General features: G+C 56.7%; 26 protein-coding genes and 1 pseudogene. 11 read left to right on the top strand and 16 right to left on the bottom strand.

Annotated elements, in window-relative coordinates; translation table 11 throughout:
* A partial coding sequence (locus AC13C0_RS21285) for a CoA-transferase (protein WP_482954948.1) occupies window positions 1–249 on the bottom strand: 249 nt, incomplete at its 3' end.
* On the bottom strand, window positions 249–1064 hold the full coding sequence (locus AC13C0_RS21280) for a CoA transferase subunit A (RefSeq protein WP_482954947.1): 816 nt from the start codon (window positions 1062–1064) through the stop codon (window positions 249–251). The genes AC13C0_RS21280 and AC13C0_RS21285, both read right to left, overlap by 1 nt.
* A 196-nt stretch (window positions 1065–1260) precedes the next feature.
* Here AC13C0_RS21280 and AC13C0_RS21275 point away from each other — a divergent pair, with 196 nt between their 5' ends.
* Window positions 1261–2040, top strand: a complete 780-nt coding sequence (locus AC13C0_RS21275; protein ID WP_482954946.1) for an IclR family transcriptional regulator domain-containing protein — start codon at window positions 1261–1263, stop codon at window positions 2038–2040.
* Window positions 2041–2091: 51 nt separating this feature from the next.
* Here AC13C0_RS21275 and AC13C0_RS21270 read toward each other — a convergent pair whose 3' ends face one another.
* The gene (locus AC13C0_RS21270; protein WP_482954945.1) at window positions 2092–2994 is read right to left on the bottom strand and encodes a LysR family transcriptional regulator; all 903 of its coding nucleotides are present in this window, start codon (window positions 2992–2994) and stop codon (window positions 2092–2094) included.
* Window positions 2995–3100: 106 nt separating this feature from the next.
* Between AC13C0_RS21270 and AC13C0_RS21265 the strand changes: the two genes are divergently transcribed.
* The 10 genes from AC13C0_RS21265 (at window position 3101) to AC13C0_RS21220 (ending at window position 12739) form a co-directional block, all read left to right on the top strand.
* The gene (locus AC13C0_RS21265) at window positions 3101–4225 is read left to right on the top strand and encodes a muconate/chloromuconate family cycloisomerase (RefSeq protein WP_482954944.1); all 1125 of its coding nucleotides are present in this window, start codon (window positions 3101–3103) and stop codon (window positions 4223–4225) included.
* A 13-nt stretch (window positions 4226–4238) separates the two neighbouring features.
* Window positions 4239–4529, top strand: coding sequence for a muconolactone Delta-isomerase (gene catC / locus AC13C0_RS21260; RefSeq protein ID WP_482954943.1), 291 nt, complete (start codon window positions 4239–4241; stop codon window positions 4527–4529).
* A 112-nt stretch (window positions 4530–4641) separates the two neighbouring features.
* On the top strand, window positions 4642–5583 hold the full coding sequence (gene catA / locus AC13C0_RS21255) for a catechol 1,2-dioxygenase (protein ID WP_482954942.1): 942 nt from the start codon (window positions 4642–4644) through the stop codon (window positions 5581–5583).
* Window positions 5584–5615: 32 nt separating this feature from the next.
* Window positions 5616–6992 carry a Rieske 2Fe-2S domain-containing protein gene (locus AC13C0_RS21250; RefSeq protein WP_482954941.1) on the top strand — a complete coding sequence of 459 codons (1377 nt, stop codon included), beginning with the start codon at window positions 5616–5618 and terminating at the stop codon, window positions 6990–6992.
* Window positions 6989–7480: a benzoate 1,2-dioxygenase small subunit gene (benB, locus tag AC13C0_RS21245; RefSeq protein ID WP_482954940.1), complete on the top strand. Its 492-nt coding sequence runs from the start codon at window positions 6989–6991 to the stop codon at window positions 7478–7480. The genes AC13C0_RS21250 and benB overlap by 4 nt, the downstream gene beginning before the upstream one ends.
* A gap of 20 nt (window positions 7481–7500) precedes the next feature.
* The gene (gene benC, locus AC13C0_RS21240; protein ID WP_482954939.1) at window positions 7501–8529 is read left to right on the top strand and encodes a benzoate 1,2-dioxygenase electron transfer component BenC; all 1029 of its coding nucleotides are present in this window, start codon (window positions 7501–7503) and stop codon (window positions 8527–8529) included.
* A complete protein-coding gene (benD, locus tag AC13C0_RS21235; RefSeq protein WP_482954938.1) occupies window positions 8526–9305 on the top strand; it encodes a benzoate diol dehydrogenase BenD in 780 nt (259 codons plus the stop codon). The genes benC and benD overlap by 4 nt, the downstream gene beginning before the upstream one ends.
* 122 nt (window positions 9306–9427) lie before the next feature.
* Window positions 9428–10603 (top strand): benzoate/H(+) symporter BenE family transporter, encoded by a 1176-nt coding sequence (locus AC13C0_RS21230; protein WP_482954937.1) that lies wholly within the window; start codon window positions 9428–9430, stop codon window positions 10601–10603.
* Between the two features lie 640 nt (window positions 10604–11243).
* On the top strand, window positions 11244–11504 hold the full coding sequence (locus tag AC13C0_RS21225) for a helix-turn-helix domain-containing protein (RefSeq protein WP_117619272.1): 261 nt from the start codon (window positions 11244–11246) through the stop codon (window positions 11502–11504).
* On the top strand, window positions 11504–12739 hold the full coding sequence (locus AC13C0_RS21220) for a type II toxin-antitoxin system HipA family toxin (RefSeq protein WP_117619273.1): 1236 nt from the start codon (window positions 11504–11506) through the stop codon (window positions 12737–12739). The genes AC13C0_RS21225 and AC13C0_RS21220 overlap by 1 nt, the downstream gene beginning before the upstream one ends.
* A gap of 104 nt (window positions 12740–12843) precedes the next feature.
* Here AC13C0_RS21220 and AC13C0_RS21215 read toward each other — a convergent pair whose 3' ends face one another.
* From AC13C0_RS21215 to AC13C0_RS21155, 13 genes and pseudogenes are all read right to left on the bottom strand, one after another.
* Window positions 12844–13431 carry a TIGR00725 family protein gene (locus AC13C0_RS21215; protein ID WP_117619274.1) on the bottom strand — a complete coding sequence of 196 codons (588 nt, stop codon included), beginning with the start codon at window positions 13429–13431 and terminating at the stop codon, window positions 12844–12846.
* Window positions 13428–13844, bottom strand: coding sequence for a polysaccharide deacetylase family protein (locus AC13C0_RS21210; protein WP_413773540.1), 417 nt, complete (start codon window positions 13842–13844; stop codon window positions 13428–13430). The genes AC13C0_RS21215 and AC13C0_RS21210 overlap by 4 nt, the downstream gene beginning before the upstream one ends.
* A gap of 227 nt (window positions 13845–14071) precedes the next feature.
* Window positions 14072–14863 (bottom strand): glycosyltransferase family A protein, encoded by a 792-nt coding sequence (locus AC13C0_RS21205; protein ID WP_162893749.1) that lies wholly within the window; start codon window positions 14861–14863, stop codon window positions 14072–14074.
* 358 nt (window positions 14864–15221) lie between these two features.
* Entirely contained in the window at window positions 15222–18443 is a 3222-nt protein-coding gene (locus AC13C0_RS21200) for a methyltransferase domain-containing protein (protein WP_117619277.1), read from the bottom strand.
* A gap of 268 nt (window positions 18444–18711) precedes the next feature.
* Window positions 18712–18867, bottom strand: a pseudogene (locus AC13C0_RS21195) (hypothetical protein); the annotation flags it as partial.
* Between the two features lie 38 nt (window positions 18868–18905).
* Window positions 18906–19160 carry a sulfurtransferase TusA family protein gene (locus AC13C0_RS21190; RefSeq protein WP_227539310.1) on the bottom strand — a complete coding sequence of 85 codons (255 nt, stop codon included), beginning with the start codon at window positions 19158–19160 and terminating at the stop codon, window positions 18906–18908.
* The gene (locus tag AC13C0_RS21185; protein WP_264756450.1) at window positions 19138–19263 is read right to left on the bottom strand and encodes a hypothetical protein; all 126 of its coding nucleotides are present in this window, start codon (window positions 19261–19263) and stop codon (window positions 19138–19140) included. Before AC13C0_RS21185 ends, AC13C0_RS21190 begins: the two co-directional genes overlap by 23 nt.
* Window positions 19260–20432 (bottom strand): formate dehydrogenase subunit gamma, encoded by a 1173-nt coding sequence (locus tag AC13C0_RS21180; protein ID WP_482954936.1) that lies wholly within the window; start codon window positions 20430–20432, stop codon window positions 19260–19262. Before AC13C0_RS21180 ends, AC13C0_RS21185 begins: the two co-directional genes overlap by 4 nt.
* A gap of 84 nt (window positions 20433–20516) precedes the next feature.
* Window positions 20517–21125, bottom strand: a complete 609-nt coding sequence (fdh3B, locus tag AC13C0_RS21175; protein ID WP_117619280.1) for a formate dehydrogenase FDH3 subunit beta — start codon at window positions 21123–21125, stop codon at window positions 20517–20519.
* 15 nt (window positions 21126–21140) lie between these two features.
* Complete coding sequence (locus AC13C0_RS21170; RefSeq protein ID WP_117619281.1) at window positions 21141–24026, bottom strand: formate dehydrogenase subunit alpha; 2886 nt, start codon at window positions 24024–24026, stop codon at window positions 21141–21143.
* 322 nt (window positions 24027–24348) lie between these two features.
* Complete coding sequence (locus AC13C0_RS21165; RefSeq protein WP_117619283.1) at window positions 24349–24960, bottom strand: TorD/DmsD family molecular chaperone; 612 nt, start codon at window positions 24958–24960, stop codon at window positions 24349–24351.
* Between the two features lie 90 nt (window positions 24961–25050).
* Entirely contained in the window at window positions 25051–25656 is a 606-nt protein-coding gene (locus AC13C0_RS21160; protein ID WP_117619284.1) for a DUF3306 domain-containing protein, read from the bottom strand.
* Window positions 25656–26234, bottom strand: a complete 579-nt coding sequence (locus tag AC13C0_RS21155) for a DUF3305 domain-containing protein (RefSeq protein ID WP_117619285.1) — start codon at window positions 26232–26234, stop codon at window positions 25656–25658. The genes AC13C0_RS21160 and AC13C0_RS21155 overlap by 1 nt, the downstream gene beginning before the upstream one ends.
* Window positions 26235–26248 lie beyond the last annotated feature (14 nt).

The following is a 26248-nucleotide window of genomic DNA, read 5'->3' as shown; positions in this document are numbered from 1 at the left end:
CGGTACCGACACTGTGGTCAGCGCAGATTCACACAGCTCGCCATCACCGATGGAAAGCGGAAGCACATCCGGTTTGGTCTGCAGGGTGCCGGATTCGTAGATCAGCGTTACATCGGGCGCATGGGTCAGGCGCGCCAGGTTGGCGGCCTCGCTGGGCAGGCCGATGCCGACGAAGCAGGTCATGTCGTTGGTCAGTGCGCGGGCGGCAGTGACGCTCATCATTTCCGAAGAGGTAAATTCAAGGCTCATCACGCAGCTCCTTTTTCAAACACGTTTTCTTTCAGCCAGGTCTGGAAAGTTTCCCGGTCCCGGGCGATGCCATCCCACTCTTTGTAGAAGGCGTTGTCGCGGTCGTAATAACCCAGCGCGTAGGACGGGCTGGCGCCTTTCGGTGCCTCGGCGATGGCGGTGATGGCCCAGGAGGGCAGCACGCAGGCGTTTACGGAGGCACCAAGGTCGTCGACGATTTCCTCAACGGTCACGATGCTGCGTTTGGCGGCCAGTACCACTTCCTTCTGGATACCAACGATGCCCTGAATCAATACGTTGCCCTTGCGATCGGCACGCTGGGCATGAATCACGGCAACATCCGGGCGAACGGACGGCACGGCAGCCAGGCGTTCGCCGGTGAACGGGCATTCTATGAATTTGATCTGGTCGTTCACCTTGGGTAAGTCGCTGCCCACGTAGCCGCGCAGTACAGCGAGTGGCAGCCCGGCGGCGCCGGCTTCGTAGGCGCAGGCCATGGCGGCATGGCTGTGCTCCAGGATTTCCAGCTTGTTCGGCCAGCCCTTCTCCACGGCATCCCGCAGGCGATGCAGGGAACCCACGCCCGGGTTACCGCCCCAGGAGAAGATGAGTTTTTTCGCGCAGCCAGCGCCGATCATCTGGTCGTACACCAGATCCGGGGTCATGCGAATCAGGGTCAGGTCCCGCTTTTCCTGGCGGATGATTTCGTGGCCCGCCGCGAACGGAATCAGGTGGGTGAAGCCTTCCATGCAGACGGTGTCGCCGTTGCTGATGTGGCGGCTCACGGCCTCCTGAAGGGAGAGAAATTCAGCCATCACGGTGTCCCCATTGCAGTGATTGTTGAAAAGTTCGATATCCGAACATAAGTTTAATATGCGAACATGATGACTCGAAGGTTTTGTTGTCGTCAAGTACAAATTTTCACCAGTTGCCCGAAATGCACGGATGTTCGGATACCGAACGAGCTGTTAACATTCGCGGATGTTGCAATCGGGCGAGGAAGGAGCAGGAATGGACGATCAGATTCTCAAACCCGGCGACCGGGACTATGTTGGCGCGTTAGCAGCCGGGTTGGAGGTGTTGCAGGCGTTTGATGCCGAGCATCCCCGCATGACCCTGAGCGAGGTGGCAGCGCGCACTGACATGGACCGGGCCAAGGCGCGGCGTTTCCTGCTCACCCTGCATGCGCTGGGATTTGTGAAGCGAAGCGGCCGGCAGTTCGAGCTCATGCCCCGCGTGTTGCAGCTAGGTTATGCGTATCAGGCCTCGAACCAGTACCGCGTGGTGATCCAGCAATACCTTGAAGACATCACTGCAGAACTGGGGGAGTCCTCCTCGCTGGCGGTGTTGGATGGGGACGATGTGGTCTATGTGGTGCGCTCCTCTGCTCGACATAGGTTGATGGCGATTAACCTGTCAGTGGGTACCCGTCTGCCGGCGGCCTATACCTCCATGGGAAGGGTGATGCTGGCGCAGTTGCCGGAAGCGGAGCTGGACGCGTTTCTTGCCCGCGTGAAGCTTGAGGCGTTTACGGCATCGTCTGTGACCAGTGCTGATGCGTTAAAGGATGAAGTCATCAAGGTCCGGGAACAGGGGTATTCGATTGTGGATCAGGAGCTGGATTCCGGTCTTCGTTCCGTGGCGGTGCCGGTGTTTGCCGGCAATGGTGAAATGTTGGGGGCGATAAATATCAGCACCAATGCGGCGCGGGTGGGTATGGAGACGTTGATGGGAGTGTACTTGCCTCGGCTGCAGCAAGTGGCGGAGGCGGTGCGGCGGGCGACGCAGTAATCGTTCGAATTTTGGATTAGGACGGCTTCGCGCGAATTTGACATGCCTATGTTACGGATACCGCCCGGTCAATCGATTGTCCACTAATTCGGCCAGAATGGTATTGGCCAGTCGCATAACCGCATTGGGATTTTCCTCCTTCCGTCGCGAAGCGATTACCGGGGTGGTGATATTTTCATCTTCCAAGGGCATGTAATCCACACTATCACGCTGCAGTCGCCGAACCTGTTCCGGTACCAGAGTAAAGCCCATGTCCGAGGCCACTAGTGACAAGGCGGTCTGCACATCGTTCACTTGCTGGATCACATTTATTCGCAGCCCCCTACGATGGAACAGGCCAAGGGTGATATCCGCAAAGTTTGGCCCTGGCCCAGAGGGGTACGTAATCATAGGCCAGCGGGAGAGCTCGATCATGGATGGTGGCTTGCTGGTGAGCGGGTGGCCAACGGGTAAGGCGGCAATAAGTGGTTCATCAAAAAGCAGCTCTTGTTCAACATTCGGGTCTTCTATTCGAATCCGGCCAAAACCGATGTCGATTTTGCCATTTCTTAGGGCCTCAACCTGCTCACGGGTTTTCAGTTCGTGCAGGATGATTTCGAGGTTCTTGTTTCGGCGAAGACGCCGAACCATCAGCGGTAGTTGGCCATAGAATACGGACGGCACGAAGCCGATAGCGAAAACGGTTTTACGGTGCTGAGCAATTCTGCGGGTATCTTCCACCGTGGTCTCGATTTTGTACAGAATTTGGCGTGCCTGCTCTAAAAAATATTCTCCTCCGGATGTCAGTTCCAGCCCCCTGGGCTTTCGTAGAAACAGTTCTACTCCTACTTCCTGTTCCAACTGTTTGATGGCGCGCGTTAGTGGTGGTTGCGCGATGAAAAGCTTCCCCGCAGCCCGGGTCAGATTCAGCGTTTCCGCCACTGCCACGAAATATCTCAGGTGTCTCAGCTCCATCCATACCTCCAGGGTATCGGGTAATACTTAATCAATATTGGTTCCCATACGTGAAACTTCGTACTGTTCGAATCACTGGTATTCTAACTTGCGATTCGGAGAGCCCATGTCCGCAACCATTCAGTCCATCGAAGCCATCCTGGTTGATATCCCGACCATACGGCCGCACAAGCTTTCGATGACAACCATGGGTGTTCAAACCATGGTGATCGTGCGGGTCAAGGATTCCGACGGTCTTGAAGGCTTGGGTGAGGCCACTACCATCGGTGGCTTGGCTTATGGCCCGGAAAGCCCCGAAGGCGTGAAACTTACCATTGACACTTATTTCAGGCCACAGCTGATTGGTCAGTCTGCCTGCGCGATCAATACCCTCAGGGTAAGGTTAAATCGTGGGAGTCGTGGAAACAACCTGGCCAAGTCGGCTATTGAAACTGCCTTGCTAGATCTGCAAGGCAAGAGGCTGAATTGTTCGGTATCGGATCTTTTTGGCGGTGCTGTGCACCAGCACGTGCCGGTGCTTTGGACTCTGGCGAGCGGGAATACCTCCAAGGATATCGAGGAAGCCCTCGGTTTGATCGAAACCGGGCGTCACTTGGACTTCAAACTCAAGATTGGGTCGCGAGCGCTGATGGACGATGTCCGCCACGTAGCTGCTATCAAGAATGCCGTGGGTGAGACCGCTAGCGTGCGCGTCGATGTGAACCAGGCTTGGGATGAGTCAACGGCCGCCAAAGGCATGGCGGAGCTGCAAGCCGCCGGTATTGACCTGGTCGAGCAGCCAACTCCGATGAAAGATCATGCTGCACTGGTAAGGCTTTCTGAGAAGTTTCACCTACCTATTCTTGCCGACGAGTCTGTCGCTGATGCGAAAGACATGTATAGCCTCGCTGCAGCCGGTTTCTCAGGAGCGGTCGCACTCAAAATTGCCAAGGCCGGTGGGCCGATCCGAGCGCTGGAGCAGGCCGCAGTGGCTCAGGCGGCGGGTATTGGCTTATATGGAGGCACCCTTCTGGAGGGTACCATCGGCACCGTCGCTGCACTCCATGCATGGTCCACCCTAGAAAACTTGCAATGGGGTACTGAGATGTTCGGTCCATTGCTTATGAAGGACGACATTGTAGTCAAACCTCTGAATTTTCATAGCAACGGTGTAGACCTTCCAAAAGGGCCTGGCCTGGGCGTTGAGATCAACGAAGACAAACTCGCTGAGTACAGTCGGAAAGACCAATAAGGAAGGAGTGTTCATGTTGTTCAAAGTCGAAATGAAGGTCAATTTGCCAACTGATATGCCTGCTGACGTCGCCGCTGACATCAAGGCCCGAGAGAAGGCATACGCTCAGGGGCTCCAGGAGCAAGGCAAGTGGCGCCACCTATGGAGAGTGGCCGGGAGCTACGCCAACGTCAGTATCTTTGATGTGCAAGATAATGCTGAGCTGCAGGACCTAATCAGCAATCTGCCGCTGTTCCCTTACATGGAGATTACCGTCGCACCACTGTGTCGGCATCCGTCCTCTATTCATGAGGATGATCGATAACACGGAACGTCTGTTACTTGGCCTTCCATGCATCTTTGGAGTGCCAACACATGATGTTGCCATCCTATAAGCGTGATTGAGCAACAAAAACAAAAGTCCGAGGAGAAAAGCAATGACCGTTAAAACAATGCATACAGCCGATGTAAAGGAACTTTTGGAAAAGGTCGCCGGATTTGACCAGGAAGGTGGTAATGAGCGGATGAAGAAGATTGTTCACCGTGTCATGCATGACATTTTCCAGATTGTGGAGGATTTCGACGTTACGCCGGAAGAGTTCTGGAGCGCCGTGTATTACGTCGGCGAGCTGGGTGCAAACGGCGAAGCAGCCTTGCTGGCCCCGGGCCTGGGGATGGACCGGTACTTGGACATCCGCCAGGATGCTGAAGACGAGCAAGCGGGCCTGACCGGCGGCACTCCACGCACTATCGAAGGTCCACTGTACGTGGCTGGAGCTCCTGTCAGTGAAGGCTTTGCCCGCATGGATGACGGCTCCGACAAGGACGCCGAGGTAATCCTGATCAAGGGACAGGTTAACGACGAAAACGGCGATCCTCTGGCCAACGCCATTGTCGATATCTGGCACGCTGACACAAAGGGAGCCTACTCTTACTTCGACCAGTCACAGAGCGAGTACAATTTGCGTCGCCGGATCAAGACTGATGCCGAAGGTCGTTACGCTGCTCTGAGTATCATGCCCTCCGGTTACGGTTGCCCGCCCGAAGGCTCCACGCAGCAGTTGCTGAACCACCTGGGCCGTCACGGTCAGCGCCCGGCCCACATTCATTACTTCGTGTCCAAGCCGGGTTACAAGCACCTGACTACCCAGATCAACATCGCCGGTGACGAATATACCTACAGCGATTTCGCCTTTGCCACCCGCGAAGAGCTGGTGGTGGAGGCCAATCCTGTTGAGCAGTCCGCAGACGGCGCAAGGCACGGTGTGAATGGCCCGATTACCGAGGTTGAGTTCAACGTCGCACTGGTTGCCACTGACAAGCCTGAACTTCAGGAGCGCCACGCACGCCGCCGCGCCCTGGAAACCGACGCTGCGTAAGCGCCAGCCAAGAACAAGACGGAGTGAACGACATGACCAGCAAGCTTCAAAAACTCGCCGACAAGGTACGCGACGCGGTAATAGCCGATCCGGAAACCGGCCGCTTCCAGTGTGATCGCAGCATCTTCACCGATCAGGAACTGTTCGACCTGGAGATGAAGTACATCTTCGAGGGCAACTGGGTCTACCTGGCCCACGAGAGCCAGATTCCGGAGCCGGGTGACTACTTCACGGTGACGGTTGGCCGTCAGCCGGTAGTCATTACCCGCACCAAGGACGGCGAACTGAAAGCCATCCTCAACACCTGCTCGCACCGTGGCGCTACCCTGTGCCGAAAGAAGCGGGGCAACAAGACCTCCTTTACCTGCCCGTTCCACGGCTGGACCTTCCGCAACGACGGCCAGCTTTTGAAGGCGAAGGACCAGAAGAAAGGCGGTTACCCGGAGCAGTTCAACACCGACGGCTCCCACGATCTCAAGCAGATGCCGCAGTTCGGCAACTACCGTGGTTTCCTGTTCGGCAGTCTCAATGCCGATGTGGTTCCTCTTGAGGAGCATCTGGGTGAAACCACCAAGATCATCGACAACATCGTCGACCAGTCCGAGGACGGCCTGGAAATCCTGCGCGGCAGCTCGACCTACACCTATGAGGGTAACTGGAAGCTGACCGCCGAAAATGGCGCCGACGGCTATCACGTGGGCACCGTGCACTGGAACTACCTGTCCACCATGGGCCAGCGCAACTACGACAAGGGCGGCACCGAGGCGGTGGACGCCAAGAGCTGGTCCGCCGAGGGTGGTTTCTATTCCTTCGAGAACGGCCACATGATGCTGTGGACCCGACTGCTGAACCCGGAAGTGCGTCCGATCTTCAGCCAGCTGGAGCGCCTGAAGGAAACCTACGGCGAGGCCCGTGCCGACTCCATTGTCCGCACCACCAAGAATTTGTGCCTGTACCCGAACGTCTACCTGATGGATCAGTTCTCCACCCAGATCCGTGTGACCCGGCCCATCGACGTCAACAAGACGGAAGTGACCATCTATGCCTTTGGTCCGAAGAACGAGCCGGCAGAACTGCGCGCCAAGCGTATCCGACAGTACGAAGACTTCTTCAATGTGACCGGTATGGGTACCCCGGATGACCTCGAGGAATTCCGCGCCTGCCAGAGCGGTTATGAAGCCCGCGATATGCGTTGGAACGACATGAGCCGTGGTGCGGTGCACTGGATCGACGGTCCGGATGAGCACGCCAACCAGATCGATATGAAGCCTACCATGAGTGGCGCGCGGCCTGACGACGAAGGGCTGTACGTGAACCACCACCAGCATTGGCAGGTGGAGATGACCCGTGCCATCGAAGCCGAGCGTGCCCGTTTCATTCCAGTGACTTCAGAGGAGGCGTCCGCATGAGCCTTAGCTATCACGACATCGAGCAATTCATCATCCGCGAGGCCCGTTTTCTGGACGACCGCGAGTGGGACAACTGGCTGGCCTGCTATCACGAGGACGTCACCTACTGGATGCCGGCCTGGGACGATGACGATGAACTGACCGAGGACCCGCAAAGCGAGATCTCGCTCATCTATTACCCCAACAAGGATGGTCTGGAAGATCGGATCTATCGGATCAAGACCGAGCGTTCCGGCGCCAGCTCCATGCCGGAACCGCGCACCACGCACTTCACCAGCAATCTGGAGATCCTGTCTCAGACCGACAGCGAAGTGAAGCTGCGGTTCAACTGGCTGACCAAGGCCTACCGCTACAAGAAAACGGCGGAATTCTTCGGAACGTCCTTCTACACCCTGGACATCACCGGTGAACAGCCGCTGATTCGGGAGAAGCGACTGGTTCTGAACAACGATTGCATCAATCAGGTGCTGGACGTTTATCACCTGTAATTGATGGGGAGAGCATCATCATGAGTTACAACATCGCGCTGAACTTCGAAGACGGCGTTACCCGTTTTGTGTCCTGCAACGAAGGCGAAACGGTTCTCGACGCCGCCTACCGTGCGCAGATCAATCTGCCCATGGACTGCTCCGATGGCGTCTGTGGGACCTGCAAGGGTGCCTGCCATCAGGGCCAGTTCGACCTGGGTGAGGAATACATTGACGAAGCGCTGTCTGAAGAGGAAGCCGAACAGGGCATGGTGCTGACTTGCCAGATGGTGCCCTCCAGCGATTGCGTGGTGGAAGTGCCTGTCGCTTCCACCATGTGTAAAACCGGCAATGCTGAAGTCGGTGGTGCCGTGGCGGAGGTGAACCTGATTTCGCCCACATCGATCGAACTGAAGATCACGGCGGACGAGGACATTGCCTTCCTGCCGGGACAGTACGTGAACATTCAGGTGCCTGGCACCGAGGAAACCCGCGCCTACTCCTTCAGCTCCAAACCGGGCAGCCGCGATCTCAGTTTCCTGATCCGCAACGTGCCGGGCGGGCTGATGAGTTCCTGGCTGGTGGGCAAGGCCCGCACCGGTGACAGGGTCACCCTCACTGGTCCCATGGGCAGCTTCTACCTGCGTCCGATCGAGCGTCCGGTACTGATGCTGGCCGGTGGAACCGGTCTGGCCCCAATGCTGGCGAAGCTGGAACACATGAAGGCCAATGGCTGCGACCTGCCGACCCATCTGGTCTACGGCGTCAGCAACGACGACGACCTGGTGTGCCTGGACATCCTGGATCGTTTTGCCGGGGAGCTGGATAACTTCAGCTATGTCACCGTCGTGTCCGGTGAGGAGAGCGACCATCCGCGCAAGGGCTATGTTACCCAACACATGGATGAAGCGCCCCTGAACGACGGCGATGTGGATGTCTACGTGTGTGGGCCGCCTCCGATGGTGGATTCCGTGCTTGGGTTCTTTCGCGAGCAGGGGATTAAACCGAAATCGTTCCATTATGAAAAATTCGCACCTAGCGCGCCCGCAAATAAGGAGAAAGTCGCATGAAAGCCCGCTTCACCAATAAGGTAATGGTGATCACCGGAGCTGCCCAGGGAATCGGCAAGCGTGTTGCCGAGCTGGCGGCCGCCGAGGGCGCCAGGCTTCTGCTGGTCGATATTGCGGATTACATTCATGGTGTTGCTGCTGAATTGCGTGACCAAGGTGCCGATGCTGTCGCGGTACAGGCCAATCTCGAAACCTGGGCCGGCGCTGAAACAATAATGGCAGAGGCCCACAAGCATTTTCGTCGCATCGACATCCTGATCAACAACGTTGGCGGTACCATCTGGGCTCAGCCCTTTCTGCATTACACGCCGGATCAGATCGAAAAGGAGATTCACCGTTCGCTGTTTACGACCTTGTGGTGCTGTCGCGCGGTACTGCCCTACATGCTGGAGCAAAAGGGGGGTGTGATTGTCAACGTGTCGTCCATTGCAACGCGGGCTTTAATGAGGGTTCCCTATGGTGCGGCCAAGGGTGGCGTTAACGCTTTGACTGTAAACATGGCATATGAATACGCACCGTACAATATCCGGGTGAATGCCGCTGCGGCCGGCGGTACCGAAGCGCCTCCGCGACTGACTCCACGCAATGCCGAAGAACAGAGTGAGCAGGAAAAGGCATGGTACCAGAGGCTGATTGATCAGACTATAGAAAACAGCTTTATGCATCGTTACGGAACCCTGGATGAACAGGCCGAACCGATCCTGTTCTTGGCATCGGATGCTGCCAGTTATATTACCGGAACGGTGGTCCCCGTTGCGGGGGGCGATCTGGGATAAGCCGGATATAAGGTGCAACCCAGGGTAGGTAGCCAGTCATGCCCTCTTTGGCCCCGGTCGTCCTGCGCGCGGGGCCTTTTTCATAAACCGAATCTACAACAATCAATAACGGATTCACGCTTATGCCGAGACTTCTGAAAGACCTTTCCCTGCCGGCGATTGTTGCCGGCTTTTTGGCCGTGCTGGTGTCTTACTCGGGGCCACTGGCCATCTTTTTCCAGGCTGGAGCGAGCGCCGGCATCTCCACGGAGATGATGACCTCCTGGGTCTGGGCGATCTCCATGGGCGCGGCGATCTCCGGAATTGTACTTTCGATATGGCTTAAAGCACCGGTGGTGACTGCCTGGTCCGCGCCAGGTACTGCGTTGCTGGTCGCACTGTTCCCGGAGCTGTCCCTGAACGAGGCCATAGGGGCTTACATCACGGCAGCGATCATTATCTTTATTATTGGTGTGTCCGGCACCTTCGACACATTTGTTCGTGCCATTCCCAAGGGCATTGCCGCCGGCATGATGGCGGGCATTCTTTTTCAGTTTGGTGTGGGCGCTTTCACCGCCATTGAAACCACACCCACTCTGGCCATCGGGATGCTGGTTTCCTATGTGGTGTTCCGCCGCCTGTTCCCCAAATACACTCTGATACTGTTGTTGATTTCCGGTGTGGCTCTTGCGGTTGTCTTGGAGGGTGCGTCCTTATCAGGTGTGCGCTGGAGTGTTGCGGTTCCGCAATTCATCCAGCCGGAGTGGACATTGGGTTCAACCCTAAGTCTTGCCATTCCGCTGGTGCTTGTGAGTTTGACTGGTCAGTTCCTACCGGGCATGGCCATCCTTCAAGGTGCGGGTTATCCAGTCAAGGCCAAACCGATCATCGGAGTAACCAGCATCGTGTCGCTACCTATGGCGTTTTTCGGTGGTATCACTACGGTGGTCGCTGCGATTACGGCCGCCATCTGCACCGGCAAGGACGCTCATGACGATCCTTCTCGTCGTTACGTCGCAGGCGTGTTTAACGGCGTTTTCTACTTGGTGGGAGGCCTGTTTGCCGGCACTATCGTCAGTCTGTTCACGTCACTGCCGGCGGCATTTGTTGCCGTGCTTGCTGGGCTGGCGTTACTGGGCGCCATTGCGGGTAACCTTTTTTCCGCACTGGAGGAGCCCAGTCATCGGGAAGCGTCGCTGATCACGTTTGTCGTTACCGCGTCAGGCATGTCTTTATTCGGGCTGTCATCCGCGTTCTGGGGCGTAGTCATTGGTTACGGCTGCTACATAGTATTGAATGGCAAAACCGGCAGTAAATAATAGAATTGATGTTGCCCTTTCCATGCTTTGGTATCCTGGGAAAGGGAGTATCAATTCCGAGGTGTCTAGGAGTCTGCGCGGCAGGAGCCACCTTCTGGCATAATGAACGGAAACTCTTCAGCAGCGGGAAATCTGACGGGAACCACCTTCCGCCTATATCCGCCCGACCAGGAAATGCTTCTCCCCCTGAGTTTGAACGAATGGCTGCTTGGTGCCACTGCTGAATGAGGCAAAAGGCATGGACGGCAGTGTCTCGCTGCACCGGCGCCGTTTGGCCAATCCATTGTTACCATCCCCCTCTGTCAGCCTAGTTGGCCAGTTCTTGCGGCCCGATTGTCGCGGCTACAGCATTCAAGTCGCCGAGATAAAAACTTTCTAGCTCGTGACATGCGATGCGAATAAGCGCGTCCGGGCGGCTTGCCAGCCACACCTTCCAATATGGTTGGCGGAAGGCTCTTCAAGAAAAAATGCCAGTTCCGTCATCGTGGATTAGTCCCCGGGAAAAAGCCTTCTTTCCACGGTAGCGCACTACACCAGTTGTCTCATCTTTTGTCCCAATATAGGTGCAAATTGAGCTTTCAGAATATTTATGTGAATATATTGGTGCATTTTACGTTTGTCAGATAACACGGTGATTTCCATGGCCTCTAGAGAGAAAGAGCTCGGCCAACAATTAGCAGAGCGAAGAAAGGCTCTCGGCTTCAAAACTCAGCAGTCTCTAGCCGAAGCAACGGGCGTGCTTAGAAAACGCATTAGTGAAATGGAGACTGGACGGTACACCGGCAGAATCACAGACCTTTATCGCGTTCTGGCTGAGCTAGGTCTCGAAATGGATTTCAGGGTGACCACCCGGCCGACTCTCGATGATCTTGAGTCGTTATTTCCTGCTGAGGAAAATTAATGTCAGGCAAGATAAAAACCCTGCGCGTGATCGCGGGGCAAGTGGAAGCCGGGAAGCTGGCCAAGGACGCCCAATTCAGCTTTCAATACAGCACATCTGCCCTGGCCGCAGACGCTGTATCTCTGGTCATGCCTGTCAATGGGGAGGCGGTGACTAGAAACTCCCTGCACCCCGTATTTGAGATGAACCTTCCTGAGGGGTACTTACGCCAGCGCATAGTTGAGCGGTTTCGTAAGCATGCGAAAGTTGATGAAATGTTTTTTCTTGCCTTGCAAGGTTCGGCATCAATTGGTCGCCTGGGATTTGAATCGGAAGATATGGAGCGGGATTCGGTCGAGGGCCTTAACCTTCAGGAGCTTGTTTCGACAGATGATCCAGGGATGTTTGAAAAGCTGGTCGACCGCTACATCGGTCAGACAACTATTGCCGGCGTTCAGCCAAAGGTGCTCGTTCCAGAAAACACCGAACCAAAATCTGCTATTCACCTTCCTGAATTGATTGTGAAAACCAGTGGTCCTGAATTCCCCGACCTGGCCATAAATGAATACGTTTGCATGATGATCGCCGCAAAGGCTGGTCTTACAGTCCCGGAGTTTTACTTGTCTGAGGACCGACGTCTTTTCATCATGCGACGGTTTGATATTACAGACGACGGGCGTCGACTCGGTATGGAGGACGTATGCGCACTTATGGGCATTCCTGCTGACCATAAGTATGATCGCAGCTATGAGCAGGTGGCGAGGGCGATAAAAATCTTTTCGATTGCCCCCAACGACGACCTCGAGGACTTCTTTCGCTCTTTATGCGTCTCAGTGCTGTTGGGGAACGGGGACGCTCATCTGAAAAACTTCGCCATGCTGTATAAAGACCCCAGTACAGGTAAGGGATGGTTGTCGCCAGCGTATGACATCGTGAATACTACGGTTTATCAAGAGGGAGATACCCTTGCCTTGAAGCTCTCTAAGACTAAAGACTTTCCAAACCGTACAACGATGAAAAGATTTGGTCGCGAGCACTGCAACCTCACAGATAAAATGGCCCAAGGTATTATTGATCAGTGCATAGAAGCGGTTTTGTGGGGTATCCAGCATTTTTCCGAATTTGCCGAAACCGTGGAATTCGAGGGGCGAACGCTCAGTGCGGAACTAGAGCACGGTGTTTGTCGTTTGATGACGCCCGAGAAGAAGCAAAAGTTCTGGAAAGGTGAAGTACGCAAGCCCAAACGGGCGAGGTAACCAGCCGGGCCTGATTACTTCCAGGTTCATCAGAAACTGAAGAGCAAGGGTGTCACCCTGTAACTGCTGTGGGCCGGGTACGTGGAACGCGGAGGGGGGAGGTTCTAACCTACACCGGCAGCAGACTGCCGTACTGGAAATCTGCGTCCCCAGGTTGTGTACTGAGGCAACCGTTCATTGATGAGCGTGACTGCATCACCAGGCGTCGGCGCGCTGAAGATCTGGTCGTCCGGAATGTCGGGGTAGCGCGGTCGCTGGTCCAGTGGTGCACCGGCAAGCCTCTCTGCCCACCCTGGTGTCTCCAGCGCAACGATGAGTCGGCGTAACGTCCATGCGAAGGCTATCTCGGAGAGGGTTCCAGCGCCGCCTCCAATCGCGATGACGGCGTCTGCGTTGGCAACCAATGCGTTGCGGGCGTGGTTCATGCCCGTGGCAATGACAACGTCAACCCAAGGGTTTGCTTCCCGCGGATCGTCATGGGGCAGGATGCCGACGGTGTCTCCTTCTCGATACTGATTCGACTCGTGGGCGCCCATGCTCGCGGCCTCCATTACGCCGCCCAGTCCGCCGGTAACGATACGATAACCATGATCTACTGCGAGCTTTCCAGCGAGTCGGGCGGCTTCGTAGCATTCGGACCCGGGGGCTACACCGGCACTGCCGATAACTGCGATAACGGGACGTCTGTTCATGCGGCGTTCTCCTTTGTGGGTTTGATGACCTTGGCAATGTATTCGGGGTTGTCCGGCATGACGATGCGCCGGACCGCATAGGCTGAAGGAACCGACGACGGTGTCGAATTCAATGTGAAGGCAGCCTGGAATCCCATGGCGGCGACCCGCGCAGCCACATCTGTACTGCATGCCCCATCGGGGTACGCAGCAATCGGCAGCCCTCCGATCTCTTCCAGCCACCTCAGGCTGCGACGCAACGTCTCATCCAAGGTATTGGCGTCCAGTGTGGTCCACCGGATATGCTCAATGCCGTGAGTGCCTACGGTGGCCGTTGAGAGAGAGCGAAGTTCTTGGTCGGACAGGTAGAGTCGCTTGCGCTCCGCCGAGAGTACTTCCTCTGGAATGTTCCCGAATTGCTTTCTGACCATCATAAGCTGCTCCTCCAGAGGAAGGGGCAGCAAGCGTTCACGCCATTCAAGACTGGGCACAGCGCTGTCGGCGCCGTTCAGTGCCCGGCCAACATAAAGGAGATCCAGAGGGGCCCAAGCGGGGTAACCGTCTGCGACTGGTAGCCTTGGGAATATCACAGGTTTTATTCCCACCTGCGACAGCATCGGTAAAGCAATGTCCTGGAGATCGCGATAGCCGTCATCAATGGTCACCAATAGCGCGTTTTCAGGTAGCGAGCGAGCTTCTCTTCCGGAGGTCGGCACGTCGAAGGTTCGTGCAGGTAGAGCGCATCGCGGATCCAGACCGGATTTTTGGCCATCTCCACCATTGGCAGCATGTACGCCCAATCGTTGGCCAAATCGACCCACTCATTATCTATTTTAAGGTCGCGAGGCTCAATGCGATCGAAGAGCGATTTTCGGAAGGTGCGCAAGTGTTGCCAGACGTTTCCGCCGCGGTTAGCTCTCGGGTCCGAGAAGTTGACGGGATAACGAATTTTTTTGTCGGTGCGGACCATTGAGCCGACGGTGAGGTCCGCACCGGCTCGATGATGTTCGGCAACCTTGCTTAAGGCGTCGCGGTCGGTCAAAGCGTCGTCGAGATCGAGAAGAACGATCACTGCATCCGGGCAGCTGACCAAGTCTCGGACCGCCAGGAAGGTGTTGGCGAGCAGACCCATGCGTCGGCGCCGCCGAATGACGGTCGCGCGATCTCCGAGTCGGGCGCGGGCGCGTGCAATGACCTCATCTGATCCGTCGTCTGAGGCGTCATCGATGATAACGGCGCCCCAATCGACATGGGTTTGCTCTGAGAGGGAAGCCAGGCAGCGATCAATCGCGCCAGGGCGAACGTTGCGTCCACAGATGACGACAACCAGTGGCTCTGTCCGCTGGGGCTGGAGCCAGTCATGCAAAGCACCTTGAATCAGCGGCTTTTGCTGCTGAGCAACAGGAAAATGTCCGGCTTCAATGCGTTCCATGAGCAGCAACAGCTCGTCCACGTTGCGCTTGCGAGCATTGTCAGGCGCCGTAAACCAAATTTCGCCGGAGCCCCTTCGCAGAGAAGTTGCATGCCCACGACTGATCAACTTATCAACTAATCGGTGCCATGGAAGGTCGAGCCGGCTACCTGTAACTGTGGCTGGAAGAGGCCTTAGTAGGCCGAGTCGTTTTTTGGCAATCCATCCGGCCATCGCCTCGGTTCGATACGGACGGCCGTGGGCATCTGTGCTTCGAGCAACGGTGGTGTGATCGCCGTTGACGGCCAGGCTTAGGGTAACCGCTTCGGGGTTTTCATCGAATAAACGCACGGTTTGAGCAACATGGTCGCATCAAGGGTCGGGCCTGCTGATAAGAACGTCAGCATCCGCATGAAGGATGTAGTCGCCCTGACATTGGTCGAACGCCATGAGGATGGCGGTTGCGGGCTGTCCGTTGGCGCAATGGGCATGATGTGCCCCCTGCCCAGTCCAATGACGTGCCCAGTTCGAACACCATGAACTCCGGAGCCCGTTCAAGGTGCTTTGCGTCGAATCCCTTAACGACGGTCTCTTCCCTGATCGCCAGACCTGCGCGCGCAAAGGCGCGCCGGTAAGCCTCGATAGGGCGGTGAAATTCAGTTCGGCTCCTCGATGATCCTGTGACCGTTTTTTTATAGCTGGAACAGAGGGAAGGGTTAAGATCTTCGGTTTCGTGCCGGGTTTGGTCTACAGCATGAGAGACCTTAAGCGCCGCCGGGTCGCAGACAGCGACAACAACGCGCCCCGCTTCGCCGGTCAGACGACGAATGTTCTGGAGAATCTCCATCATGTCCTGGTTGTCGACAGCGCAGAGCACCAGCGAGCAGATGATCAGGTCAAACGATTCTTCCCCTTCAATTGCTTGTTCTAATAGTGGCGTTGTCCAGAAGGGGATATCTGGAGCCTCTCGCTGCCACCTCCCGGGGAGCGCAGGATCAATATCAAAGACCGTCAGGTGGCAAGTCTTGGCCCAATGACTGGCCTCTCTAGGCTTCCCGCATCCATAATCAAGTACCTTTTGGGAAGAGAAGGCTTCCAGCCGGCCGTGAATGTGCTGGTCCAGACGAGTCTTTGCTGGCTCGCTTAGGACGGCTTCTTGCAGTGCCCGCCAGCCTGTGAGCTCCGGCAGTCGCTCAGATTTAAGCGAAGCCCGCATTAATTCAACAAGGTCTTTGCGGTACGCAAAGCGCCAGGACAAAAAGGCCCGTCGGATCATCATTTCCTGGCCAACGGGCGTCGCAAGCTCGAGTGATTTTCCAATGTCGACCAACTGCAGTCCCGAAGGTGTCATGCGAAGATTTTTCGGGCTGACGTTCTCTAGGTCATTTAAGAAGCCGTTAAAATCGCCGACCTCAAGCGACTCTTCTACGCCAGTCTCGACGCGCTTCAAGTGGGCCGGGTCGCTAGTAAACCGCAAGAGCTCGATGAATCTGCGGAATGCCCTATCATCGTTGGCTGAAGCATGTTTGAGCCACCATGGCTCGTCGTTCGCCAACCCCGACAGCACTTTCGTTAATCCCGCGACCCTCCAGAAGCTGAGTCGATAAGCGGCCAAACGCTCAAGCGCGTACTTGCGCGTCCGGCGGTCGATCTGCTTCCGCTCATCGTTGGTGAAAAGAGCGGCACAGGTGCCCGAGCGGGCGCCTAAAGCTTCTTCATAGCTGCGGAAGAAACTGTAGCCGACGATATCGTCAATCAATCGCTGCGTGTCATCTTCGTCGGCCCGCTCCGTGCTTCGATCATGGTTCATGGGCAAGGAAACGGCCTTCACGCTCTTTCCGAACACGAACCTTGCGCTGGCGGCCCAGATCATGTCTGAGCGGCGGGTCGGGCGGCCGTTAACGCGCGGTGCCATGTTGGGAATATCCCGCAAGAGCGTGGAATCGAGAACCAGCGTATTCCCTCCGCGCAGGCAGGAATCTTTTGCCAGTTGAGGCGGGCAGGCAGCAGGAGGGAGCACCGGGCGTGAGACCGCTTCTCCGGCCATGATGCGCTCAGCGCGGCGCAGGAGCTCGCTTGTCGCGCTTGCCAGCGTGTCTGCTTCGAAGTGAGGCAGGAAAGGTGTTTCCAGGCGGTCGGTCGAACTGCGTGTCAGGTCATAGTGGTAGTCGTTATGGTCTTTCAGCCAGCGATGATTTTCCGCGTCGGCGTCAGGCATCTCCATATCTGGATGATGGCAATTCGCCCATTGCAGAAAGTGCGTAATGTCCACCAGCTGAGTTCGCAGTAGAGAGGAAGCGGGCACTGGAGCCGCGCCCGAGTTGCCGCCCAACGCCACATGGATGCCACTGTTGCGGCAGGCGGAGATAGCCTCTACCAGTTCATCAAGGTCATTGGGTAGCCGGAAATCGTCGTCAAGAATCCAGGCAGGCGCGTAGTTGCGGGCATGCGACACCTCGAATACGAACCGCTGCAATAATGTACGGGCGATGGCGATCGGCTTTTTACGAGTGATGTCTTCGGGCTGCAAAGGCACCGCCGGCACGGCTGCATGTTGCGCGTCCATTCCTACCGGCCATAGGTTGAGGCCGAGTTCGCGACCATGCTCAATGATGGTGCCAAACCCGGATGCCTCGCCATTTTCCAGTAGGACGATTTCGATACCGCGGACTTGCCGGTGCTGCGTGAGCCTCCGAAGTCCTTCGAGCAGGGGAAAGCAACGTTCAGGCCGGGAGCCGCTAACAATGACCCCGACGATGAGTGTTAGTGGCTCGCAAGCCCCTTCGGTTTCAGGAAGGGTTGGCGATTGGAGGGGCTCTGGTGCTTGAGGTTCGGGTGCCGGCGACCAGCCAAAGAGTCGCTGTGCGCGTGCACAGGATTTTCCATACTGCTCTGCGCTCATTCGTCGCTGCCATTTGGCGTGAAAGACGTCAAGACCCTTGAGTTTTGCAGCACTACCTTTGTCCGATAGCCGTGAGTAACCGTGCAGGGTGTCGTGGTGCGCAACAGCGTTGGGTATGGCTCGGTATGCGGGTTGAAGGTCCGATAGGCGGAGGCACAGATCCCGGTCAGTGCAACTGCTAAGGGCCTCGTCGAAGAGTCCTGCCAGGAGGAGAGTGGATAAACGCGCCGATAAATTCGAGCCCTGAATACCCGGGTTGCCACGCAGAAAGTCTTTGGCGAGGAGGCGTGCCGGAGGAAGGGAGACTCTTCCTTCAGGCGTAGCAGTGTCGTAGCGAGTTATAGCCGCGGCCATAACATCTGCACCGGATCGTGCGACATCATGTACCGAGGCGAGATAATTGCCGTCCCACCAATCGTCATCGTCGAGGATGGATACGATGTGGGAGGTTGGATCCGACACGAAACGGGCGAGGTGATCCAGGCCTGTGTTCCAGGCGCCACTTGCACCCGGCGTACGCCGGTTCGCAAGGACTTCCACTGGCAGTTCTAGTTGCCTCCCAAGGCGACGAATTGAATCTAATTCTGCTTCTTTCTGATCGACGACTACGACGATGTGCTGAGGCCGCAGGCATTGGATTTTTATGGAGCGGAGGGCGCGCTTGAGGAGTTCGAAGCGGCAAGACGTGGCAATAACCACGGAGTGGCAAAGCTGAGACATTTGACTTTCCCCGGAATGGGGTGATTACGGCGTAGCACAGAACCTTGCAGCGCATTCCGAAAGGCCTGCCGGTCCGATGGGTCTTCCTGCTCAATACGAGCGAACCACAGGGATGAGTCACATCCCCAAGGCCTCTAGAAGGTCATCGCAACCGCACTGCCCGGAACTGTAGGCGACACGCCCAGAAAGTGTCAACTGCGGGATGAGGCCAGTTTCTATCACTGACTGACGCCGACCAGAAAATTGAAGCTCGGATAACCTTCAATAATCAAAGTACTGAGGGCTTGAGCAGTCCGGCCTGCTGCCAGTCTGTTAAAAGATAGTCGCTAAAAGCCAGTGGTTGACGTATCTGGCTGGTGATGGCCATCAGGATCACATCCGGGCGGCCTTGCTGGTAAGCGGCATTGCTGATTACCACAGCGGGGCGCTTCTTGGTGGCTTGCTAGCTTTCCCGAGCGTCAATTATGCTAAACAGATACGATAACGCAGGACGCCCGCGTCCTCCTCCCGAATCCATTCAATCCTGTGACCGGTTATCTCGCACAGGGCCTGTAAATCCCGACGGCCGCTGGGGTCATCGGCCAGGAACTCGACCTGCGTCCCGCTAGGCAAACCCTGAGTCCGTTTTTTGAAACGCAAGATAGGGAGCGGGCACACCAGGCCGACGGCATCGATCTGGTGTACCGTTGACTGATCAGTCAAGGCGGACGCTCTCACTGCGGCTTTGCTCGGCGGAGGACCAGCCGAACTGGTTCAGAACTGGTGGCGCGAGAGAGGCAATTACCAGGGCGGCGATAAATGCGGAAATCATAACCTTCATGATGAACCTCCCTCGCCCTGTTTGGCTTTGACCTCGGCCACCCACAGATCGTGGTGTTGGCGCGCCCACTCCAGATCAACCTTGCCGTTACCCATGGCATCGAATGCCCCTTCCATACCGATCGAGCCGATATAGATGTGCGCAATGATGGCCACCATCAACACGAATGCCACAATCGAGTGCCAGATGTTGGCATACTGCATCTCTTCGTGCGGCGTCAGCACTGTCGGCAAATCCGTTCCCAAAACACTGTTCACGACGCCAAACGTCTTGGCAAACATTGGAATTTCAAACGGAAACAACAGTGACAGGCCCGACAACGAGACAGAAAAACCCAGCAACATCACGGTCCAGAAAACAATTTTCTGGCCGGCGTTGAACTTCCTCGCTGACGGATGGGCGTTGGTGAAGATGCCGCCGCCCACTTTGAGCCACTGCCAATCGAGCTTGTTGGGGATGTTGTGCGCCACCCACATGAAGAAGGTCATCACCAGCCCCAACATAAAGGCCCACGCAATGTTGTTGTGAAGCCATTTGGAGCCGGCAGCCAGAGTGGCAAAGGCCTCGGGCCCCATAACCGGAATGAGGAAACTGCGACCCATCAAGGTGATTAACCCTGTTAACGCTAATGCGACAAACGAGCCCGCCAACAGCCAGTGACCAAATCGTTCGATGGCTTTGAATCGTTCAACCGTGGTGCCCGCAGGGCCGCCTTTAATTTTGATTCTTCCGCGCACAAAATAGAACACTGCCAGTAGCGCAATGATAGCCAGGATTGCACTGCCACCGTAAGTGATGACCGGCCCCTCTCGTAACTCGTACCAGGGTATGCCTCCGTCCTGGATCAGGACGTCAGCGGCAGGCCCCCGGGCCTGGGTACTGGGGTCAATCTTGTTGTATCGAATGGCACGATAGATGTCGGAATCCGAGCGCCCTCCCAGGGTGCCGAGTCGACCACTGATCGGTGCCGCATTGGCAGGATTACCCAGGTTTTCCGAGCGAAAGGACTCGTCAATTTCCAACTGTTTTTGACGAGCCAGGATGTCTTCCAGGGTTTGAGCACCCCCGGTAGACGTGCGATCAACCGCGGGGGCCTCTTCCGCCCAGACAGGATTAAACACCAGTGTCGCCAGTGCAAGGACGACAGCACCTAACAACTTACGCTTCATGCGAGCACCCCAAAAGAATCAAGAAGAAGAGTTCGTTGCCTTGAGGAATCCGGGGCCCGAGGGCCCCGGAACACCCAGGCGGGCTTAAAGGACCTTCTTCCCGTAGGCCGTGCCCCATCCCCAGGCGCCCGAGCCGAAACCACGGCTCACCACACGCTGGCGATAGATGTCTGCCACCTCGCTGCCATCACCGGCCAGCAGCGCTTTGGTCGAGCACATTTCGGCACAGATTGGCAACTTGCCCTCGGCAATGCGGTTGCGGCCGTACTTGGTGAACTCGGCTGTGGAATTGTCTTCTTCAGGGCCACCTGCACAGAACGTGCATTTGTCCATCTTGCCCCGGCTGCCAAAGTTGCCCGCCTGAGGGAACTGAGGCGCACCGAAGGGGCAGGCATAAAAACAATACCCACAACCAATACACAGATCCTTGGAGTGCAACACAATACCGTCTTCGGTCTGGTAGAAGACATCCACAGGACAAACGGCCATACAAGGCGCGTCTGAACAGTGCATGCAAGCTACCGAGATCGAACGTTCGCCAGGCTTACCATCTCCGATGGTCACCACGCGTCGACGGTTGATACCCCAGGGGACTTCATTCTCATTCTTACAGGCCGTTACGCAAGCATTACATTCGATGCAGCGTTCGGCATCGACCAGGAATTTTGCGCGTGCTTTTCCTTCAAGTGCCATGATCTACACCTCTTGTTATGCCGGCATAATCGCGCACAGGGTGGCCTTGGTCTCTTGCATCTGCGTGACCGAGTCATACCCATATGTCTGAATCGTGTTAGTGGATTCGCCCAGGACTATGGGGTCGGCACCTTTGGGGTACTTGTCCCTCAGGTCTTTGCCTTCCAGATGTCCGCCAAAGTGGAAGGGCATAAAGGCCACGCCTTCGCCAACGCGCTCGGTGACCATTGCCTTCACCCGGATGCGCCCGCCTTCGGGGCCGGAAACCCAGACGTCCTTGCCGTCACGAATGTTCAGGTTGTTCGCGTCGCGCGGATTCACCTCGATGAACATGTCCTGCTGCAGTTCCGCCAGCCAGGCGTTTGAACGGGATTCATCACCACCACCTTCATACTCAACCAGTCGGCCTGAGGTCAGAATGATGGGGAAGTCCTTGCTGAAGTCCTTCTTCTGAATGGACTCGTACAAGGTCGGCACGCGCCAGAAATGCTTATCCTCATAAGTGGGGTAGTCCTTGACCAGGTCCCGACGCGGGGTGTAGAGCGGTTCACGGTGAATTGGCACCGGGTCCGGGAAGTTCCAGACCACCGTGCGCGCCTTGGCGTTACCAAAGGGGGCACACTCGTGCTTGATGGCAACACGCTGGATTCCGCCTGAAAGATCGGTCTTCCAGTTGGTCTCGGGACCCGCAATCGCATCAATAGTGGCACGCTCTTCGGCCGTCAGGTCCTTATCCCAGCCCAGGTCCATCAGCATCTGCATGGTGAACTCCGGGTACCCGTCCTTGATCTCGGAGTTTTTCGAGTAAACGCCGTCAGCAAGCAGGCTCTCGCCGTTGCGCTCGACGCCAAACCGGGCACGGAAGGTGAGACCGCCCTGGGACACCGGCAGGGACATATCGTACAGGTTCGCTGTTCCCGGATGGTTCATTTCCGGCGTGCCCCAGGATGGCCATGGCAGACCGTAGAAATCACCATCACAGGGTCCACCTATCGCACGCAGGCTGGTCTTGTCGAAGTGGTGCTGGTACTGCATGTGCTTCTTCAGGCGTTCGGGCGATTGGCCGGTGTAGCCGATGGTCCACATACCGCGGTTGAATTCGCGAGTGATGTCCTCAATCAACGGTTCGTCGCCTTCAATCGCAATATTGCGGAACATGCGATCGGTGAAACCGAACTTGTCGGCAAACAGCTTCATGATCTCGTGATCGACTTTCGAGTCGAACAGTGGCTCGACAACCTTTTCGCGCCATTGAAGCGACCGGTTCGAAGCGGTTAGTGAACCATAGGTCTCGAACTGGGTGGTCGTTGGCAGCAGGTAGGCGCCTTCCTTGCGATCATGCAGCACCGCTGAAACGGTTGGGAAGGGGTCCACGACGACCAGCATGTCCAGCTTTTCCATGGCGTCTTTCATTTCAAGCATGCGGGTCTGCGAGTTGGGCGCGTGGCCCCACAGAACCATGGCCCGGGTGTTATCGGGCTGCCCCAGGTTTTCCTTGGCTTCCAGGACACCGTCGATCCAGCGCGACACCGGAATCCCCTTCTCGTTCATCATGGCTTTGGACTTGCCGTTTTTGTCCCATACGGCAAACCGACCCTTGAGCCAGTCCAGGTCCTCCTCCCAGACCCGTGCCCAGTGGGCCCAGGCACCAGCGCTCAGGCCGTAGTAACCGGGCAGGGTATCGGCCAGGACACCCAGATCAGTGGCACCCTGCACGTTGTCGTGTCCGCGGAAGATGTTGGTACCGCCACCGGAAACACCGATGTTCCCCAGCGCCAGCTGCAGTATGCAGTACGCGCGGGTGTTGTTGTTGCCATTGGAGTGCTGGGTACCACCCATACACCAGATGACAGTGCCCGGGCGGTTATTAACCAGGGTGCGCGCAACGCGCTCAAGCTGTCCTCCGGGCGCACCGGTTACACGCTCAACCTCTGCCGGGTTCCAGCGCTTCACCTCTTCACGGATGTCGTCCATTCCCCACACTCTGGTGCGGATGTATTCTTTGTCTTCCCAGCCGTTTTCAAAGATGTGCCACAGGATGCCCCAGATCAGTGCGACATCGGTACCCGGCCGGAGGCGAACAAACTCATCGGCATGGGCCGCGGTGCGCGTGAAACGCGGATCGCAGACGATGAGCGGCGCGTTGTTTTCTTCCTTGGCTTTCAGGACATGCAGCAGCGACACCGGGTGCGCTTCGGCGGGGTTGCCCCCGATTATGAAGATCGCTTTGGAGTTGTGGATGTCGTTGAACGAGTTGGTCATCGCACCGTAGCCCCAGGTATTCGCTACGCCGGCGACCGTGGTTGAGTGACAGATCCGGGCCTGGTGATCGACGTTGTTGGTACCCCAGTAGGCAGCAAATTTACGGTACAGATAAGCCTGTTCGTTGTTGAACTTCGCACTGCCTAGCCAATAGACCGAATCGGGGCCGCTCTCTTCGCGGATTTGCAACATCTTGTCGCCGATTTCGTTGATCGCCTGGTCCCAGGAGATCTTCTGCCACTGGCCGCCGACCATTTTCATCGGGTACTTCAGGCGGCGCTCGTTGTGCGCACTCTCGCGCACCGATGCGCCCTTGGCGCAGTGGGCACCCAGGTTAATGGGGCTGTCCCAGCCAGGTTCCTGGCCCGTCCATACGCCATTCTGGACTTCAGCCTCGACCGTACAGCCTACCGCGCAGTGCGGGCACACTGACTTTTTGCGAACGACTTCGCCACCCGCCGTCGACGGGGCCGCGGCCTTGACGCGGGTAGATGTCAGCGACAACGCCGCCAGGCCACCCACTGCGACACCGGAGGCCGTCAGAAACCCACGACGGTCCATCGTGCTGGCAGCGAGGGATGAAAGTAAAGATCCCGCACGGGGGCCTTTCGCTACCCCGTTGGTCTTCTTTCGTAACATGTCACATACCTCTCTCTTTTTTTATTCTCGTTTTCCCGGAGGTGTGATCATCCAAGAGCGTCACGCAACCTTGAATGATTCACGCTTCCTCAAAAGCGAGCCGATTCCAGATATTTGCGTGTGTGCTCCGTGTCACGGAGGCCGCGGCTTTTAGGGACGTCTTTTTTGACGATCTCGGCCGCAGCGTTCGGTGCAACCGCCACGGCAACGGCAGCTGGAACGGCAGCGACTGTCATGCGCAAGAAACCGCGACGGCTGTTTTCACACTTTGGGTTATCCACAGGACACCTCCACCTGAGTTAAGGGATCGGGGTGATCCCGGTTACTGAATTGCAAACGCCTCGGCCTCTACGATCATGAAAGCCCGCCCCAGCGAGCCCACAGGCGCGTAGAAGATCGCGGATTGCGCTTCTTCTAAATCGGTAAAAAACAACGCCGCCCACTTTGCCAGGTGCGCGTCAAAAAAGGCTTTCTGTGAAGACAAATCACTGTCACACACGAACTCGCCGGTGATGATGCCCGCCATGATTTCACACAGCGTGCCTATATGATCCTCAGGCTCTTTAACGTCGTCACTGGCCTTGATGCCCCTGGCCATCAGATCAGTACGCAAGTCCGCAAGGGGCTTCTCGTTCAGAAAACCGGTCAGGTAATAACTGGCGTACGGCAGCAGTTCGCCGCGGCCGAGTCCAACGAACAGGTTGTTATACTCCCGCTCGGCGTCATAAGGCGTGGTGCGCTCGGCAAGAGCGGCCAGATTTTTAGAGGCGGAGCCCAGAGTGGTACCGTCACCCTGTAAGGATGCCAATCCCTGAAGCAGCTCTCTCGAAGGTGGGTCACCCAGCAAGACGCCCAGCAATTGGTATATTTGGGCTCGCGCGCGATCTTCGTCGCTGATCGAGCGAGGGCACTGAACTTCAGCAGTGTTGACCAAGTCTCAGTCCTTAGTATTATTGTTTGATTTTTGCACTATTAATCTTTATAGCGCTGATCGGGCTCTGGCGCAACCTGCTCCCGAACATGGTTATTCAAAACGCATCCGGGGGCGATAGCGCGGTTCAGGTTCGGGCTCCGGCTCAGCTTCGCCAACTACCCGTTCGAGGCTGCCGGGATCGGGCAATAGCTCAACCGCAATCCCGGGCTCCGATTCTTCCGTGATCCCTTCAGACTCAATCGGTTCCGGGTCTTCGGCGTGCGCCTCGATCCGGTTTTCGAGTTGCTCATCAATCTTTTTGGTTTTATCGATCAGGCCCTGGCCCACCTTGTATAGGGTCTTTGCGCCTTTAACCGCGGCTCCGGCGTCAGTGAAATCTTCGTCATAGTCATTAAGGCCATCCAGCACCGCCAGCACGGGGTTGGATTTCCAGAGTGCTCGCAGGGCCTTACGGCGCAAGTAGTCAGGAATCTCGTTGCCCATGAATCCGGCGATGTCGGTACCCAGCCCGATGGTATCCGGATCAGGCAAACCGTACTTCTCCAGCACCTCGTGTTCCGGCAGGGCCTCATTACGAGCGAGTTCCTCTGCTTCGGGAGACGGCCCGGAGCCGGCAGCCGAAGGGGGGGCGGGCTCAGCTTTTCTGCCGGCTTCGGTTTTTCTGCGCGACCAACGCTGTAGACGTGACTCAGTCATCACTGAACTCTTGGTTTCTTAATGTTGGAAGGGGCACGATAAACGTCGCTTTGCTGACGGATACGCGGATCGCCTTTGGCGTCCTCGATACCATCGACACGGATCTCGTCACGACGGCGCTTTTTGAAAGGCTCCTCGATATAGTGCATGTCGATAAACTCTTTGATCCAGGCCGCCAGGGACTCGGGAATCGGAACCGCTTCGACGATGCTCTCGCCACTATCCAGGGCATCCAGCGCCTCATGGGCACTGGCGGTAATGGTGCTGACAACCCACCCTGAAGGAGACCGATTGGACTGGTCCTTATCCAATATGACCCAGACGGAGGGAACGATCATATTCAAGGATACAAGGTAACCCTCTACATCGGCGCGAAATAATTCCATTGCCACGGTGCCTGCGTGGTAATCGACCACCTCGCCCTTGCGGACCAGCTCTTTCCAGAATGCCTCCGGAGCCCCCGGTATAAGGGCTACTGGCTTCCAGATGTCCCGCGCCCACCGGGTTACGCCGGGTGACCGGCGAACGACGGCACCGACTTGTAATTCGCGTTTCCAATGATCTGTACGACTACTCATGGCATGTCTCTTCT

Source organism: Marinobacter sp. B-21, from assembly GCF_056857895.1.
This window is presented reverse-complemented; position numbering and strand designations above follow the sequence as displayed.

Bases quoted from the DNA above. Each gene is read 5' to 3' on its own strand.
- AC13C0_RS21280 (WP_482954947.1), bottom strand. From the start codon at position 1,064: ATGGCTGAATTTCTCTCCCTTCAGGAGGCCGTGAGCCGCCACATCAGC.
- AC13C0_RS21275 (WP_482954946.1), top strand. From the start codon at position 1,261: ATGGACGATCAGATTCTCAAACCCGGCGACCGGGACTATGTTGGCGCG.
- AC13C0_RS21270 (WP_482954945.1), bottom strand. From the start codon at position 2,994: ATGGAGCTGAGACACCTGAGATATTTCGTGGCAGTGGCGGAAACGCTG.
- AC13C0_RS21265 (WP_482954944.1), top strand. From the start codon at position 3,101: ATGTCCGCAACCATTCAGTCCATCGAAGCCATCCTGGTTGATATCCCG.
- catC (WP_482954943.1), top strand. From the start codon at position 4,239: ATGTTGTTCAAAGTCGAAATGAAGGTCAATTTGCCAACTGATATGCCT.
- catA (WP_482954942.1), top strand. From the start codon at position 4,642: ATGACCGTTAAAACAATGCATACAGCCGATGTAAAGGAACTTTTGGAA.
- AC13C0_RS21250 (WP_482954941.1), top strand. From the start codon at position 5,616: ATGACCAGCAAGCTTCAAAAACTCGCCGACAAGGTACGCGACGCGGTA.
- benB (WP_482954940.1), top strand. From the start codon at position 6,989: ATGAGCCTTAGCTATCACGACATCGAGCAATTCATCATCCGCGAGGCC.
- benC (WP_482954939.1), top strand. From the start codon at position 7,501: ATGAGTTACAACATCGCGCTGAACTTCGAAGACGGCGTTACCCGTTTT.
- benD (WP_482954938.1), top strand. From the start codon at position 8,526: ATGAAAGCCCGCTTCACCAATAAGGTAATGGTGATCACCGGAGCTGCC.
- AC13C0_RS21230 (WP_482954937.1), top strand. From the start codon at position 9,428: ATGCCGAGACTTCTGAAAGACCTTTCCCTGCCGGCGATTGTTGCCGGC.
- AC13C0_RS21225 (WP_117619272.1), top strand. From the start codon at position 11,244: ATGGCCTCTAGAGAGAAAGAGCTCGGCCAACAATTAGCAGAGCGAAGA.
- AC13C0_RS21220 (WP_117619273.1), top strand. From the start codon at position 11,504: ATGTCAGGCAAGATAAAAACCCTGCGCGTGATCGCGGGGCAAGTGGAA.
- AC13C0_RS21215 (WP_117619274.1), bottom strand. From the start codon at position 13,431: ATGAACAGACGTCCCGTTATCGCAGTTATCGGCAGTGCCGGTGTAGCC.
- AC13C0_RS21210 (WP_413773540.1), bottom strand. From the start codon at position 13,844: ATGATGGTCAGAAAGCAATTCGGGAACATTCCAGAGGAAGTACTCTCG.
- AC13C0_RS21200 (WP_117619277.1), bottom strand. From the start codon at position 18,443: ATGTCTCAGCTTTGCCACTCCGTGGTTATTGCCACGTCTTGCCGCTTC.
- AC13C0_RS21185 (WP_264756450.1), bottom strand. From the start codon at position 19,263: ATGAAGGTTATGATTTCCGCATTTATCGCCGCCCTGGTAATTGCCTCT.
- AC13C0_RS21180 (WP_482954936.1), bottom strand. From the start codon at position 20,432: ATGAAGCGTAAGTTGTTAGGTGCTGTCGTCCTTGCACTGGCGACACTG.
- fdh3B (WP_117619280.1), bottom strand. From the start codon at position 21,125: ATGGCACTTGAAGGAAAAGCACGCGCAAAATTCCTGGTCGATGCCGAA.
- AC13C0_RS21170 (WP_117619281.1), bottom strand. From the start codon at position 24,026: ATGTTACGAAAGAAGACCAACGGGGTAGCGAAAGGCCCCCGTGCGGGA.
- AC13C0_RS21160 (WP_117619284.1), bottom strand. From the start codon at position 25,656: ATGACTGAGTCACGTCTACAGCGTTGGTCGCGCAGAAAAACCGAAGCC.
- AC13C0_RS21155 (WP_117619285.1), bottom strand. From the start codon at position 26,234: ATGAGTAGTCGTACAGATCATTGGAAACGCGAATTACAAGTCGGTGCC.